The sequence below is a fragment of the Anatilimnocola floriformis genome, from assembly GCF_024256385.1.
GTDB classification, from domain to species: domain Bacteria; phylum Planctomycetota; class Planctomycetia; order Pirellulales; family Pirellulaceae; genus Anatilimnocola; species Anatilimnocola floriformis.
Genome location: NZ_JAMLFW010000003.1, coordinates 97,170 through 110,529 on the forward strand (window position 1 = coordinate 97,170; position 13,360 = coordinate 110,529).

The window sequence follows — 13,360 nt, forward strand, 5'->3', positions numbered from 1 at the left end:
CAGAGTGAAAGGCGACTGTAGTAACGATTCAATTTCCTTTGAGTGTAATGACCAACCTCGCCAGCGAAACCCCGTTGAACAAAAGCCCGACCAGCCACGCTCCGCCTGCGGTGCTCACGGCGGCGCAGCGGCACGAGCTGGCGCGGCAGTTTGCCGACTTCCAGCGATTGGTGCATCGCTCGCCGCCGGATTTTCGTGGTGCTCATCAGATTCTCTCGGCGGTCTGCACGCTTGATCCGGGCAATACACACTTCGTCGCGACGCTGCTCGCCAATCTGCAAAACGCGCAGGGCAAAACAGCCTCGGCCTGGTTCTGGCAAATTTGGAAGTTGCGCGGCGAACTGGCGAGCGCGATTCAGATGAAGCAGTGGACCAGTGCGCTGCACGCCGGTTGGTCGCTTCTGGGCGAAGTCCCCAGCGATGCCGAGGTGCTGCGGCAGCTCGCGCAGATTTGTGAATCGCTCGATCATGGCCCGACGCAGATTGTGTTACTGCGCGCGGCGCGGAAGTCTGCTCCTCAGAACGTGGCCGTGCTCCGTCCACTGGCGCTCGCTCTAAGTGCGGCAGGACAGTTCACCGAAGCAGCTGAAATCTGGCGACAACTGCTGGAGCAACTTCCCAGCGATGAGCAGGCGAAAGAGTTTTTGCGGGTCTTGATTCCAGCCAAGCAATCGCAGACGCCAGCTGGCCAAACGCTGATCGACCGTGTCGAGGCACAGCTGACCGCACAACAGTGGGATGCCGCCGAACAACTGCTGGCCGCGGAATCGGGAGCGGCTGGGGCAAGTCTGGAACTCCGCTGGCTAGGCGAGCAAGTCATGGTTGGCCGGGCTCGCGAGCGAACTGCCATCGCGCAGCAACTGGCCGAATTGTCGCCCACGCCCGTGCAGCAGCGACTCGTCCCGGAATTGCTCACAGAGCAACGGCGGATTGAGCTGGGCGTGGCCTTTGCTCGGTACGAGCGGTTCTCGTCCGACGCGACCACGATTTTCGACCTGGCCGAGTGCCTGACGCGGGCCGGCAATTTCAGCGAGGCCCTGAAGTATCTCGAACGGATCAAGGCCGACCCCGCTTGGCGGCTGCGGGCCCAGGTCGCGATCGGCGAGAACTGGCAACAACTGCGGCAGTTCGAGCGGGCTTTGTCGGCCTATCAGGAGGCACTCGCCACGCCGCATCTTGACCCCCAAAACGAGTATGTGCAGCGTGGTTGGCACCGGGGGGCCGTGCTGGCCGAGGCTTTGGGGCAGGTTCCGACGGCCGTGGCCTGGCTGGAGCAGCTCGTCGTTGCCAATCCCGCCTATAAAGACGCCCAGGCAAGGCTGGACAACTTGCGGGCAATCTGCCATAAAGGTTGATTCCCTGCCGGGCGACCTTCCGCTGGAGCTTGATCTCCCGCCGGTCGCTGGTCGGCTTTGATGAATCGTTTTGCAGGAATGATGTCGCAGGTTAGTCATGCCAAAGTCAGAATCCTCCCTCAGCGCTAAGAAACGTGCCCGTCAGAACTTGAAGAATCGGGCCGTGAACCGGGCCACCAAGTCGATTCTCAAGACCCAGGTCCGCAAGGTCGTCGCCGCCGCGGCTGGCACCGATAAGGCCCAGACCGACGCCGAATTCAAGGCTGCCGTCGAAAAGCTCGACCGCGCCGCCGCCAAGGGTGTGATCCACAAGAACGCTGCCGCCCGCAAGAAGTCGCGGCTGTCGGCGATGCTGAAGAAGGCCAAGGCCGCCAAGTAGTCGCGCCTATTGTCACCCCAGGTGACAATTTCGCGAAATTTCGTGGCAGCAGCAGTTTTCTTTTTCTAAGCTGCTGCCATGCGCACTCACATCCTCTTCGCGGCGACTGTCTTCTTTCTTTGCCTCTCCTCGGCCAGCTTCGCCGAGGATACCGCGCTCGCGATCTTTCAAAAACGGATCGCGCCGATCCTACAAGCGCAGCGGCCATCGAGCTGCAGTGAATGCCATCTCAGCGGCGTCGACCTGAAGGACTACATTCGGCCGACGCAGCCCGAAACCTTTGCCGCCCTCCGCGACGGCGGGCTCATCGATGTGCAGCAGCCAGGAAAATCGAAGCTGCTGCAGTTCATCGACCGCAAACCGGCCAAGCCAAGCATCGTCACCGAAAAGATCCGGGCCGAAGAATCAGCGGCCTTTCGCGCTTGGATCGAAGCCGCCGTGAAGGATCCGTCGCTCGCTGCCGCCAAAGCGACCGACACCGCCATCGGCCCGCAGTTGCCGCCGGAAGTGATCCGCCACGCCCGCCAAGACCGCGTGCTGCAATCCTTCCTCGACAACGTCTGGGCCGAAGCGGGCCGCTGTGCTGCCTGCCATTCGCCCGATCGCAATGCCCAGCAAGTGAAGAAGCACGGCGAACACATTTCCTGGATGAAGCTCCGCGATCCGCAAGCCACGCTCGCGCATCTGCTTGAGCATGAACTGATCGATCTAAAAGAGCCCGAAAAGAGCCTGCTCCTGCTCAAGCCGCTCAAAAAAGTGGAGCACGGCGGCGGCGTGAAGATGACCTTCGGCGATCGGACTTATCAGCAGTTTCGCAAATTCATCGATGACTACGCCGCGACGCAAGCCGGTCAATACAAAACTGCGAAGGAGCTGCCGCAGCCAAGCAATGAAGCCGCCGTCGTTTCCGAAATCTGGTTCAAGCTGACCGACATTCCCGCCGAGTACGACCAGCTGGTGCTGCGCCTCGAACTCTATCCGTTTGACGAGCAGACCAAGAAGTTTTCCAGCGAGCGCTGGGCTACGGCAGATCGGCAGATATTTGGCAAAGGTGGCCTGTGGCAAAATCACTTGAGCTTAGTCGCGCCCAAAGATTCGCCGCGAGCGAAAGAGCTGCTGCGGAATGCGACGCTTCCTGCCGGCAAGTACCTAGCCAAAATCTATCTCGATCGCAACGACAAGCTGACGAAGGAATACCCGGCTCAACTCGGCGCAAAAGAATTGCTGACGGAGATCGAAGTCAACAGTCGCTGGCCGGCCGGATATGGAGCCATGACGGCAGTGAAGCTGCCGCGCTAGTCGCAACTGCCTCCATCACCACGGCGTGAATCGCAATCCAAAAGCAGTCAGTTGTTGTACTGCGAGTAGCACTAGCCCGGCGAGCGCGAACGGCGGGAAGTAGTCGAGCCAAGTTGTTTGTGCAGCGACGAGCTTGGCCCGCTGCAGACTATCGATCCGTTTGAATACGCCGCGCAGCGCCGGCATGTCGCCCGATTCGAAAATCTCACCCTTGGTGATCTGCGCGACGGTCCGCAGTTCTTCGGGCGGCGTGCCGTTGCGAATCGAGAGGATGTAGACCACGATGTTTTTCTTCAGCAGTTCCCGCGCGATGATCTCGGCCTGGCCGTTTTTCAGGTCGGGGCTTTCGCCGTCGGTGAGCACGATGATCATGCGGTCGCCATCGTGTCGCTCTTCGAGCACGCGGGCACATTCCTTCAGGGCGCTTCCCACCTTCGTGCCGTCCCACCACTTGAGCGGAAACGTCCCCGGTCCGACAAACGGCGTGGCGAGACGAATGGCAGAGAGATCGGTCGTCAGCGGCACCCAGTGCATCACGCCGGAGGTGAAAATCGTGAAGCCGAACGCGTCCCCTTTGCGAAACGTCGTGAACTCGTTGATCGCTTCCATGGCCGCGTCATACTTGGTGTAGGCCTTGCCGTCCTTTTTGATCTTGTCGCCGAGCGGATCGTTCATGCTGCCCGAGGTATCGAGCGCGATCTGAATATTGGCAACCTGCGACGGATAGTTCGGCGGCCCTTCGATGAGCGGCCCCGCCCATACGAAAATCGCGACTGCCAGAATGGCTGCAGGAAGCAAATCCGTGGTCCGCACTAACCAATGCAGCCAGGCCCCGCGGCGTAATTGACCATGATCAAAGGGCAGCACCACCGGCCGGCCGCGCCGCCACCATTGCCAACAACCGAGCAAAATTGGCAGGCAGAGAAGCGGCAGCAATCCTGGACGGGAAAAGATCATGGTTAGTTGAGGGCTTCTAAATCGGTGAGCAGTTGCTTGGCTGCGACATTGCTGGCCGAGGTCGAACGTGCATGGAACCAACGCTCGACGCTGCTCCACTGCGGCCCGGCCTGCGGATGCTGCCGCAATTGTTCAATCGTCTCGCTCAGCCGTTGTTCTGAAAGGTTGAGTCGCTGCGACCAGAAGGCGAGCAGCAGTTGTTCCAAATCGGTCTGCTGTTGCGGCGTTAATTCGGTGCGAGCTGCCTGTTGCAGCAATTGCCGCAATCGTTGCGTGATATTCGGCCGCGGCGGCGCAGTGATCTGGCGTTTGCTCCAGTCTCGGCTGTAATAAATCAGCGGCACGAGTAGCAGAGCCCACGAACCCCAAGCGAGCGTCATCAGCAGGCTGTAGTTGGTGTGCAAGTCGATCGATGAAGGCTTGGTGTTGAATAGCTCTCCCGAATATTTTTCGGGAATGAGAGCTGCTACGGAAACATCGAATGCAGTTTGCGGCGCGGGGCGTTTGCCATCGGGGTCGGCGAGCGACTTGCCGATGTCGTGCTGGCCGGGACCGAAGGCCATGTAGCGAATGTCGTAGCGATAGCCGTCCTTCGTTTTCTCCTCGCTCGCAATGCGAACGGAAAGTGCATCACCTGGAGTGAACGGCGCTGCGATCAACTTCGGCCCGGCGACTTCAATCGTCCGTTGCCCTTCGACTCCGATCGTCACAGCACCGTTGCGTCGCCAGCGAATCGCAAAGAAAGCTCCCGCGCCAACCAGCAACAGCAGCACGATCGTCACGCGGAGCGAGACGGATCGCAGGTTGCTCGAAGGTGTAGTTGCCGACGATGACATGAATTAATCGTGCCCCAGCGATTTGCGATGCTTCAGAAAATACCGCACTCGCGGCAGGACTGGCTCGTCGATGGGAATGTGCAAAAACTCGATGCCGCTCTGCACGAGTGATTCGCGAATGCGGTCGCTGCTGGTCAATTTCGTCCAGCCATGCAGTACTGCCTTTGTCCCGGTCTCGGCTTCGCGAGCGCGAAAGATACCGCCGCGGGGAAGTTTCACTTCGGCGGGATCTTGTAGCCACAGCACGACGAGCTCGTGATTGGTGGCCAGCAGTTCCATCACTTCCAGCGAACCTTCGTCGTGCAGATCGCTGAGGACAAACACGATCGACCGCGACTTAAGTGATGCTGCCAGCGTTCGCAGCCGCGTCGACAGTTGCGTACGCTCTTGAAAATCGAACTGCCGCAGCTGTTCGGCCCATTGCAGCAAACTCTGCGACGAGAGCGTCGGCGTGATGCGCAAATCACGTTCGCCGCCGGCGATCAAGCCGACCGGGCTGAGACGTTCGAGCCCCGCCTGACCAATGCCGGCCGCGAGGCGAACGGCCCAGTAGTACTTGTTGCGCTCGACTGAGCCCACGCACATTGACGCGGAAGTATCGACCGCGAGATAAATCGGCACTTGGCGGGCCGCTTCGTATTCTTTGACGAACGGCTTGCCGGTACGTGCCGTCACTCGCCAATCGATCAGCTTCACGGGATCGCCCGGCTCGTACTTGCGCGACTGCGCGTACTCCAGCCCCGAGCCGAGGAAGCGCGAAGCATCGCCGCCAAAGCTGAGGCTATCGGCCAGCAATTTGATTTCGAATTCAAATTGCCGGCGCGGATTCGTGATGGGTGGAAGCAAGTACGACATGGGTATGGATTACAGCTCTCGCATGATCTCTTCGAGCACATCGCGAGCATGCACGCCGCGAGCGACGCTTTCGTAAGTCAAACGGATGCGGTGCAGGATCACGTCTTCGGCGAGCGCGATCATATCTTCCGGCACCACGTAACTGCGGTCATGCAACAACGCCCGCGCTCGCGAAGCTTGCAGCAGCGCGAGTCCCGCGCGTGGGCTGCAACCAACGGCCAGGGCTGGATGTTCGCGCGTGCGGCGAACAGTACGCACCACGTGTTCGGTGAAAGCATCGCTGACGTGAATCGTCTGCACCTGCTCCATCATGTTGACGAGTTCCGGAATGCCGCATACCGGGCTTTCGCCGATCATGTCGAAGGCCGAACGGGGGACTGCGCCGCCACCCTCTTGCCTGGCGAGACCCATATTGAGCTGACGGCGATAGACTTCCTTTTCCTGATCGGCTGAGGGGAACTCTAGCCGGTGGCAGAGCATGAAGCGATCGAGCTGCGCTTCGGGGAGTTCGAACGTGCCTGATTGTTCGATCGGATTCTGCGTGGCGATGACGAGAAACGGCGCTGGCAGGGAAAACGTATTGCCGCCGAGCGTGACTTTGCGTTCTTGCATCGCTTCGAGCAAGCAGCCCTGCACCTTGGGCGCGGCGCGGTTGATTTCGTCAGCGAGGAGCAGGTTGGTGAAGACCGGCCCTTTGTGAATGCGAAACTTGTGCGTGGCCTGATCGAGAATTTCCGAACCGATGACATCGGACGGCAGCATGTCGATGGTGAACTGCACCCGGCCGAAGCCCATGCCGATGGTCCGCGCGACGGCGTTGACGAGCAGGGTCTTGGCGAGGCCCGGTACCCCTTCCAGCAGCAAGTGACCGCCGGTTAGCAGGGCGATCAAAATACGTTCGACGACGACATCCTGTCCCACGACGACCTTGGCCACGCGAGCGCGGATCTCTTGGATCTGCGCGGCGGCAACGGAGTTTATTTCAGCAGTGCTCACAGTACGTTCTTTGAGAAAGGATTGTTTTGTTGAAAACTAGAATTAGCTGAGCGCGGTACGTACCCAACGATCGGCCAGCGAACGCAAGTCGCTCGTCGAGCGCGGGCTTGAGTCGGGAGCAAAGCTGCCGCGCTCGAGCGAGTTGATCTCACGCTCGAGTTCGGTTCGCTGCGCGTCGCTCAGTGTCGCTTGCTTGCTGTTGCGGATCCGATGCAGCAAGTTCGCCACGGCAAACGGCGTGGCATCGCGCGGAGTGACAAAGGCCGGCGCTGCTGTTTCGGCAACCGGTTGCTTCCACAGCAATTGCGTGAGAACCAGGCCGGCGACGACCAGCACCACGAGCCCACCGCCGATCCAGGCATAGTAGTTCGGCTGAGCAAGAGCGGCCGCGGCCTGACCTTCGACGAGCGTCACTTTCGCGGCCGCTTCGACAGGATCCATGTCTTTGTAGGTGCGATAGATAACCGCGGTCGTTTCGTTCTTCGGCTGCGGAAATTGGAACTCCACCTTGTTCGTCGCCCCTTGCAGCAGTGGCGCGGGATCGAGTTCGACGGTCCAATTGCGTTCCGACTTCGCGTACAAGCCGTCGTCGCCGCTGTGTAACTCGCTGACGTGCAGCCCTTCGCGGTTGTCGACGTTTTTCACTGGCAGGCCGAACGACTTCAGATCAAGCAGATCGTCGAGATCGGGAACCAATCCGTTCGAAGTGGCAATCACGTCGAGCTTCAGTCGTTTGTGTTCCGCGAGTTCGCGGGCATCTACGATTTCGGTGATGGCAATCGCGGCCGCAGTGCGGCGCGACGGTGCATCGGGAGCGATCTCGATCAGCACCGGCGTCGACGGCAGCGGAATAACCACCTTGCCATCGCGATCGAAAAAGTCGAGTTCAATCTCCAGCGGCGGCACACGATCGACTGTGCCGTCTTTGGCAACCAGATGCAAATAGGCGAGCGGCGTTTCTTGCCACTTCTCTTTCGATTCGGTTGATTTCACTTCGGGCGCTGCAGCAGTTTTCGCCACGCTCATTTCCAAACCTTCGGGAATCATCGGCTGAGCGCCGGCCATCGGATCGGCGAAGATGATCGACTTGATTTCGAAAAAATCGGCGAGAGCCAAGCGAAGCGATTCTTCGAAACGATCGCGATAGAGAGGATTCTCAACGATCGTTTTTCCAGAGACCGTTCGCCGAGTTTCGTTCTGCAGGTATTTGCCAAAGCCGCCGGCTTCGCGGGCCAGATCGGGAGTGTGGACGAGCGTCACAAAGACGCCGAACTGGCCGTTCTGGCGGATCTTGGTGCTGCCGTCGACACGAGCTCGCAGGCGAATCTCTTTCAGCAGCGATTCGTAGTACTGCACCTTTTCTTCGGCGGGATAGACCGTCGCGTTGCGGCCAGTGATCTCGACCGCGCTCGACAAGTAACGGTACTTCATCTGCGGCGCGATGACGTTGGCTTTCACGTTGTCGGCCACCATCGTCGAAAACATCTGCAGGTGTACGCCGCCGGCGCCCTTCGGCAGGCTCTTCATGGCCTGGCTGATTTCGACGAGCGACTCGTGCGTGACGCCTTTTCGCAAGTTCACTTCGCTGTCGTTGGCAATCCCGAGGATGCCATAAAACCATGAGCGATACGGCAACAGGCTGAACTCAGCCCGACTCATTTTCGGCACTGCTTCGGCATAGGCTTTGGCGCCAGCGCGAAAGCGCTCGAGAGCGGCCGAAGAGCGTTTGAGATACGTGGCAAAGCGATCGCTGCCGCCGGTGCTCGAGGCCACAGCTTGAAAGTAAGCGAATTCGGCCCATTCGGCGAGAATCGAGCCGCCGGTGCAGGTCGTTCGCCAATCGTCGGGATGAGCGGCCAGCCACTCGGTGGCGATGGTGTCGGCTTGCGAATAGCCATCGTTCACGAGCTCAAAAACATCATCGGAGTCGCGCTTCGTCGCAGCGTCGGTTTGCACAGCCAGGTTGCGCCAATGAGCGCCGAGCTTGAAACGCATCCGCTCAAGCAGCGAAAGCAACAGAGTCGGCGGCAAGTTTTCGAGGGGACCGAAGACCTGCACCATTTGATCGCGAGTGTAGATTTCTGCTTTGCTGTGGCAGAGATCGAAGGCGGTGACGACCATTCCCTCGTTAAGAAGTTTGCGTGCTTCGGGATCGAGCGATTTGAGCATCGCTCCAAGTTGCCTCAAACTCTGCTCTTGCTCGGCGCGGGTGAGCACAATCGAGTGGCCATCGAGCTTGTATTGGCGGATTGCTTCGGGCGTGAAGCTGGGGTCGTGCAGTTGTGTCCAGCGGAGCAGGTAAGCGCTACCGAGTTCGCCGGCGGCTGCTTTGTCGCGGCGGCTGAACTCGGCGAGCTGCGGCACGAGCCGCTCGAGATTGTCAGACAGGAGCGTGACGCGCGCGATCATCAGCTTGACCGAGCTCGACACCTGCGGCTCGAGCACGGCCAGCCATTCATCGGCAGGGGCGGTGCGGAGCAACTCTTCGATTCCCACGTGCTGATACTTTTCGCGACTGTCGATCGAGGCCTTTTTCCAGGTCGGATAAACGCTCAACGTCTGCTGAGCTTCTGCGTGCCAGTTGCGGGCGTAGAGGTTGGCGAAGGTTGGGCCAGGAGGGCTGCTGAGTCGCTTGTTCTTGGCGAGCAGCTGCATCGCGGTCTCTTGTAGTTCGAGATTGACGCGGCGAATGTGGAAGTCGACATCGATTTGGCCGCGGGCCGTTTTGCGGCCGAGGAGCGCGATCAGTTCCCAGCCGATTTCCTTCTGGCCATCGTCGCCGAGCACTGCGCCGAGCCGGTTTCGAACCGTTTCGGGCGTCGATTGCAGCATGGCGAGGTGCAGGCTCGTGAGTGCTTCGTCACGTTCTTCGGCGGTGCGGTTGGCATCACGCAGCGTGGCGAGAAGTGGCTCCCAGTTGGGCTCGGCCAGTTTTGCGGGAGCATCGGGCTTCAGGCCGGCCGTGAGCTCAGGAATTTCGTTTTCTTTGAGTCCAAATTCCTTGGCTTCGGTCCAAAACTCTGCCGAAGCGAGCGCGCGGGCCGCAGCGTTTCGTTTCGCTGGATCACTGCCGCCGAGCCGGGCCGTTCCCTTCTTCAGCTGATTCATCAGCTCGGTGCGCGACTCGTTTTTGGCGATGGCGTGGTTCAGCAGCTTGCCGATGGAGATCGTTTGCTTGTCGGTGAGTTCGGTCGGGGCAGCATCGGCGATGCGAAGCACATCAAGCGGCAGCAAGATCGGCTTGGGGTTGGCCCACATCAGTTCGTTGAGAACCTTGCTGTACATCCGCTGCGGAAAATCGCTGGGATATTTGACAATCAGATCGTGGAATTTTTCCCATTCGCCGGCATGCACGTAGAGTGGGAATTTCTCTTCGTCGGGCAGGTCCTTGTCGCCACCGCTGCCCATGCGAGCAACCGCGCGGAAGACTTCTTCGGGTGTGCGCGAGAGCTTAGCTCGCAAGCAAGCATCGCCGCGATCGGTGATCACCTTCATGGCCGCTCGCGCGGCGGCTTCTTCGGCTTCGGCTTTGAGGCGGGCCTCGACCTTGAGTCGCGCTTCCTCGGCTTTCTTGAGTTCCGCAGCCCGCTTGGCTTCCTCGGCTGCGCGTTTGGCTTCTTCCGCCGCTTTCTTGGGGTCTTCCGGTTTGGTTTCGGTCTTGGCCGGTTCGTCTACTTTTTCCTGCGCACGAGCGAATGGCTGCAAAACGCTCACGGCCAGCAGGAGCAGGCTGCAGGCTGCGAAAGAACGGGCTTGGAGGAGATGCTTCATCACAGATTCCAAAATCCAAAACACGAATGCGATTCCTTACGAGCCTTTTTCAAACTCAGGCGGCGTGATTTCGCTGTTGTTCAGTGTGGGGGCACGCGGGCGACTGTCGGGCGGAGCGACATTGGTTCCCGAGGTCGGCGGAGCTTGCGTCGGCGGCGTGAATGTGACAGTCGTCGCAGCACCGCCGCCACTACCACCACCAGCGGGCGGCGGTGGAGGTGTGGGAAGGTTCGCCGATTTGATGACCACTTCCAGATTCTTGCGATCGAGGCCGTTGCGGTCGGCAAGGCTGTGCTCGGCAAGGAAACGAAAGTTCTGCCGCGAAAGTTCCCACTGTTTCATCCAGACTTGCTTCTCGGCCGATTCCAGTCGGAGCGCGATCATCGCTTGATAATGGACGCGGCCGAGAAAGTCGCGGGCGTCGAAGGCCAGTTGCGACTGCGGGCCGTGGGTGGCTTCGACGTGTTCGACGAACTGCCGCGTGTCGGTGAGTGTATCGTCGAGCTTGCCGAGCTGGAACGCCGCTTTGAGTTGAGCCAATCGCAATTGATCGCGGGCCACCGTCGCAGCCGTGGCGTTATCGCTTGTCACCGGCACGGCGCTCACGGCCTTGCCGTAAGCGGCGATTGCTTGTTCCCAGTGCTGATTCTGCTCGTGCTTCTCTGCCTCAGCTTTTAGCTCGGCCGCTTCGCGCCAGGCGAGTTCGCGCTGACCCGGGCCGAAGTGATAACTCACCAGCGCGACAGGCACGAGCAACCACAGCAGGATCAGCCACTTCCTGATGATTTTGAAATTAAGTTTAAGATTTAATGGAGATGTCATGCTGCCATCTCCCGCGGGCGACTTGCCGGCAGTTCGCGCCCGGCGTTCCAGGCACAACCGAAGTATTCGAGTAGCAGTGGCAACAGCGCGAGGATCGTCGCGCCGATGGCAATCGCGCCCAGCGCGAGGTCCTTCCAAGTGAAACCAAGCTTCGCGGGCTTCGGCGGATTCACGGCGAGCTCAGTGAGGGCCGACGTCGGCACATGCCGCGTGTTGACATCGTAATAAGAGCCACGCAGCTCGGCAGCGAGTCGGCGGAGCACGCCCGCCTGTTGCCGCGAATCATGGCCATCAATGAAGGTGCCAACGACCGGATCGCCGACGGCAAAGATCTGCACCTGGCTGACCGAGCGCGGCATCTTCGGGATCTGGCTGAAGTCGACCGTGTCGCCATCGGTACACAAAATGACTGTCGTGCTCTTCGGCGCCCAATCGCGGGCCATATCAGCCGTCGCTTGCAGACCTTTGATCACGTCGGTCTTGCCCGGCTCAAAGGCCCAGACCAGCGGCAGGTTATCGAGCACGTTCGTGATGACGGCAGTGTCGTAAGAGTCGACGACCACCGGCCGTGCGGAAGTGAAAAAAGCGATGATGCTGAACCGCGTGCGGGCGACCGAGATTCGCGGGAAGATCCCTTTCACCACCTGCAGCACCCGCTGCCGGCGTTCGAGGTTGCGATTTTCTCCCGAGTCGCTGATGGCCATGCTCGGCGAAACATCGAGCAGCAAAATGATCCGCTGCAAATCTTCCGGCGCGGGCTCATCGGCTTCGGCGCCGGTGGTACTCAGCGCTTCGCTGGGCGACAGCGCGAGAATGACCAAACCCCAGGCCAGCAAACTGCCGGCCACCACTCGCAGCAGCGGCGCTGCCTTGGTCCAACTGCGCGGCTCACCCGTGGGGCCAAACGCCAATCGGCCGAGCGCGGCGCTCCGCCGCGCGTGAATCCACTCCGCCCAAGCCGACAACGCAAACACCACTGCGGCCAGCAGCAGGGCTACGAAGTTCGGACTCCAAGCAGCAATGGGCATAACGATTCAACAACGTGAGAGGAAATGGGGCAGCGCGTTGACGGCTGCACCAATTGATCGCGAACTCTGGCCAGCAGCGATCGGCGGTAAGAAGTAGTCAGGCGGGAAAGTAAATCTGGCAGCACTCCCAATCTAGTTATCCCCCGATGTGACTGCAACTGTCGCGGCTCTACAGCGCCCACCACAACCTGCTATTTTGAGTCATTCCCATCTCGATTCTCAGGAGGCTGCCATGAATCGTTACTCGTCCCGGTATGGCTGGATGCTTGTTTTGCTCGCTCTCGGCGGGCTGTGGTTGCGAATCGAGAGTCAGGGGCAACAGCGATTGGCGTTTGCTGCTCCGACCCAACCCAACGCGAACGAGTCAGCTCCACTGCCGGCAGCAACCATCGCCGTGGTTGATATCGCCGCCACCTTCAAACGCTTTCGCACCTTCAACGACGAAATGGACAAGCTCCGGCAGAAAATTGAAGACTTCGACCGACTCGTGAAACGGGATGTCGAAGCGTTGAACAAGTTGACTGAGCTGGCCGAGCGGTTGCGGCAGAAGGAACTGGGCAGCGAAGAACACAAGCAGCGGCTGGCAGAGTACGACACCAAGTCGAAAGAAGTGCAAGCCCGGGTTGCGTTGCAGAAAGCCGACCTTTTGGCTGTCGAAGGGCAAGTCTACTACGACGCTTATCGCAAGGTCGAAGCCGCCACCAAAGTCGTCGCGCGTCAGCGCAAGGTGAATCTAGTCGTGCGATTTAACTCCGACGATATGAAACGTGAAGACCGCAACAGTGTGCTGCAAGGAGTGAACCGCCCCGTCGTGTTCCACACGCCGGAACTCGATATTACCGAGGACATCATCGCGCACCTGAATCAGCGGTAGCTGCCGGCGTTGGGACTACTTTCGGGCAACACGACGTCGCATTGGCCGAAAAAGGTTGGCCCGAAAATCGTCCTGCCCCCCTGACGTTGATCGGCAGTCGCTCGCGATTCGGCGTGAAGGGGGTCGGGAGAATTTTCCGGCCAGCCGTCGAATGCCGAATAAGGCGCGCTGCCGGAAAATACTCCCGA

General features: G+C 59.9%; 11 protein-coding genes. 4 read left to right on the plus strand and 7 right to left on the minus strand.

Annotated elements, in window-relative coordinates; genetic code table 11:
• Positions 1-47 precede the first annotated feature (47 nt).
• The 3 genes from M9Q49_RS33595 (at position 48) to M9Q49_RS33605 (ending at position 3,033) form a co-directional block, all read left to right on the plus strand.
• Positions 48-1,355, plus strand: coding sequence for a hypothetical protein (locus tag M9Q49_RS33595; RefSeq protein ID WP_254513713.1), 1,308 nt, complete (start codon positions 48-50; stop codon positions 1,353-1,355).
• 97 nt (positions 1,356-1,452) lie between these two features.
• A complete protein-coding gene (rpsT, locus tag M9Q49_RS33600; protein ID WP_254513714.1) occupies positions 1,453-1,734 on the plus strand; it encodes a 30S ribosomal protein S20 in 282 nt (93 codons plus the stop codon).
• A 78-nt stretch (positions 1,735-1,812) separates the two neighbouring features.
• Complete coding sequence (locus tag M9Q49_RS33605) at positions 1,813-3,033, plus strand: hypothetical protein (protein ID WP_254513715.1); 1,221 nt, start codon at positions 1,813-1,815, stop codon at positions 3,031-3,033.
• A gap of 15 nt (positions 3,034-3,048) precedes the next feature.
• Here M9Q49_RS33605 and M9Q49_RS33610 read toward each other — a convergent pair whose 3' ends face one another.
• Genes M9Q49_RS33610 through M9Q49_RS33640 form a run of 7 tightly spaced genes read right to left on the minus strand, consistent with a single transcriptional unit; the run spans position 3,049 to position 12,298 of the window.
• Positions 3,049-3,990, minus strand: a complete 942-nt coding sequence (locus tag M9Q49_RS33610; protein WP_254513716.1) for a vWA domain-containing protein — start codon at positions 3,988-3,990, stop codon at positions 3,049-3,051.
• Between the two features lie 2 nt (positions 3,991-3,992).
• Positions 3,993-4,826, minus strand: a complete 834-nt coding sequence (locus M9Q49_RS33615; RefSeq protein ID WP_254513717.1) for a hypothetical protein — start codon at positions 4,824-4,826, stop codon at positions 3,993-3,995.
• 3 nt (positions 4,827-4,829) lie between these two features.
• Positions 4,830-5,681 (minus strand): DUF58 domain-containing protein, encoded by an 852-nt coding sequence (locus tag M9Q49_RS33620; RefSeq protein WP_254513718.1) that lies wholly within the window; start codon positions 5,679-5,681, stop codon positions 4,830-4,832.
• A 9-nt stretch (positions 5,682-5,690) separates the two neighbouring features.
• Positions 5,691-6,677 carry an AAA family ATPase gene (locus M9Q49_RS35895; protein WP_254513719.1) on the minus strand — a complete coding sequence of 329 codons (987 nt, stop codon included), beginning with the start codon at positions 6,675-6,677 and terminating at the stop codon, positions 5,691-5,693.
• Between the two features lie 42 nt (positions 6,678-6,719).
• Positions 6,720-10,448 carry a hypothetical protein gene (locus M9Q49_RS33630; protein ID WP_254513720.1) on the minus strand — a complete coding sequence of 1,243 codons (3,729 nt, stop codon included), beginning with the start codon at positions 10,446-10,448 and terminating at the stop codon, positions 6,720-6,722.
• A gap of 36 nt (positions 10,449-10,484) precedes the next feature.
• The gene (locus M9Q49_RS33635; protein ID WP_254513721.1) at positions 10,485-11,270 is read right to left on the minus strand and encodes a hypothetical protein; all 786 of its coding nucleotides are present in this window, start codon (positions 11,268-11,270) and stop codon (positions 10,485-10,487) included.
• The gene (locus tag M9Q49_RS33640) at positions 11,267-12,298 is read right to left on the minus strand and encodes a vWA domain-containing protein (protein ID WP_254513722.1); all 1,032 of its coding nucleotides are present in this window, start codon (positions 12,296-12,298) and stop codon (positions 11,267-11,269) included. Before M9Q49_RS33640 ends, M9Q49_RS33635 begins: the two co-directional genes overlap by 4 nt.
• A 232-nt stretch (positions 12,299-12,530) precedes the next feature.
• On the opposite strand from M9Q49_RS33640, the gene M9Q49_RS33645 reads away from it, so the two are divergent.
• Positions 12,531-13,172: an OmpH family outer membrane protein gene (locus M9Q49_RS33645; RefSeq protein ID WP_254513723.1), complete on the plus strand. Its 642-nt coding sequence runs from the start codon at positions 12,531-12,533 to the stop codon at positions 13,170-13,172.
• Positions 13,173-13,360: the final 188 nt, after the last annotated feature.

What these genes read in the sequence shown, in the direction of transcription:
- M9Q49_RS33595 (WP_254513713.1), top strand. Translation starts at nt 48, where the DNA reads ATGACCAACCTCGCCAGCGAAACCCCGTTGAACAAAAGCCCGACCAGC.
- rpsT (WP_254513714.1), top strand. Translation starts at nt 1,453, where the DNA reads ATGCCAAAGTCAGAATCCTCCCTCAGCGCTAAGAAACGTGCCCGTCAG.
- M9Q49_RS33605 (WP_254513715.1), top strand. Translation starts at nt 1,813, where the DNA reads ATGCGCACTCACATCCTCTTCGCGGCGACTGTCTTCTTTCTTTGCCTC.
- M9Q49_RS33610 (WP_254513716.1), bottom strand. Translation starts at nt 3,990, where the DNA reads ATGATCTTTTCCCGTCCAGGATTGCTGCCGCTTCTCTGCCTGCCAATT.
- M9Q49_RS33615 (WP_254513717.1), bottom strand. Translation starts at nt 4,826, where the DNA reads ATGTCATCGTCGGCAACTACACCTTCGAGCAACCTGCGATCCGTCTCG.
- M9Q49_RS33620 (WP_254513718.1), bottom strand. Translation starts at nt 5,681, where the DNA reads ATGTCGTACTTGCTTCCACCCATCACGAATCCGCGCCGGCAATTTGAA.
- M9Q49_RS33630 (WP_254513720.1), bottom strand. Translation starts at nt 10,448, where the DNA reads ATGAAGCATCTCCTCCAAGCCCGTTCTTTCGCAGCCTGCAGCCTGCTC.
- M9Q49_RS33635 (WP_254513721.1), bottom strand. Translation starts at nt 11,270, where the DNA reads ATGACATCTCCATTAAATCTTAAACTTAATTTCAAAATCATCAGGAAG.
- M9Q49_RS33640 (WP_254513722.1), bottom strand. Translation starts at nt 12,298, where the DNA reads ATGCCCATTGCTGCTTGGAGTCCGAACTTCGTAGCCCTGCTGCTGGCC.
- M9Q49_RS33645 (WP_254513723.1), top strand. Translation starts at nt 12,531, where the DNA reads ATGAATCGTTACTCGTCCCGGTATGGCTGGATGCTTGTTTTGCTCGCT.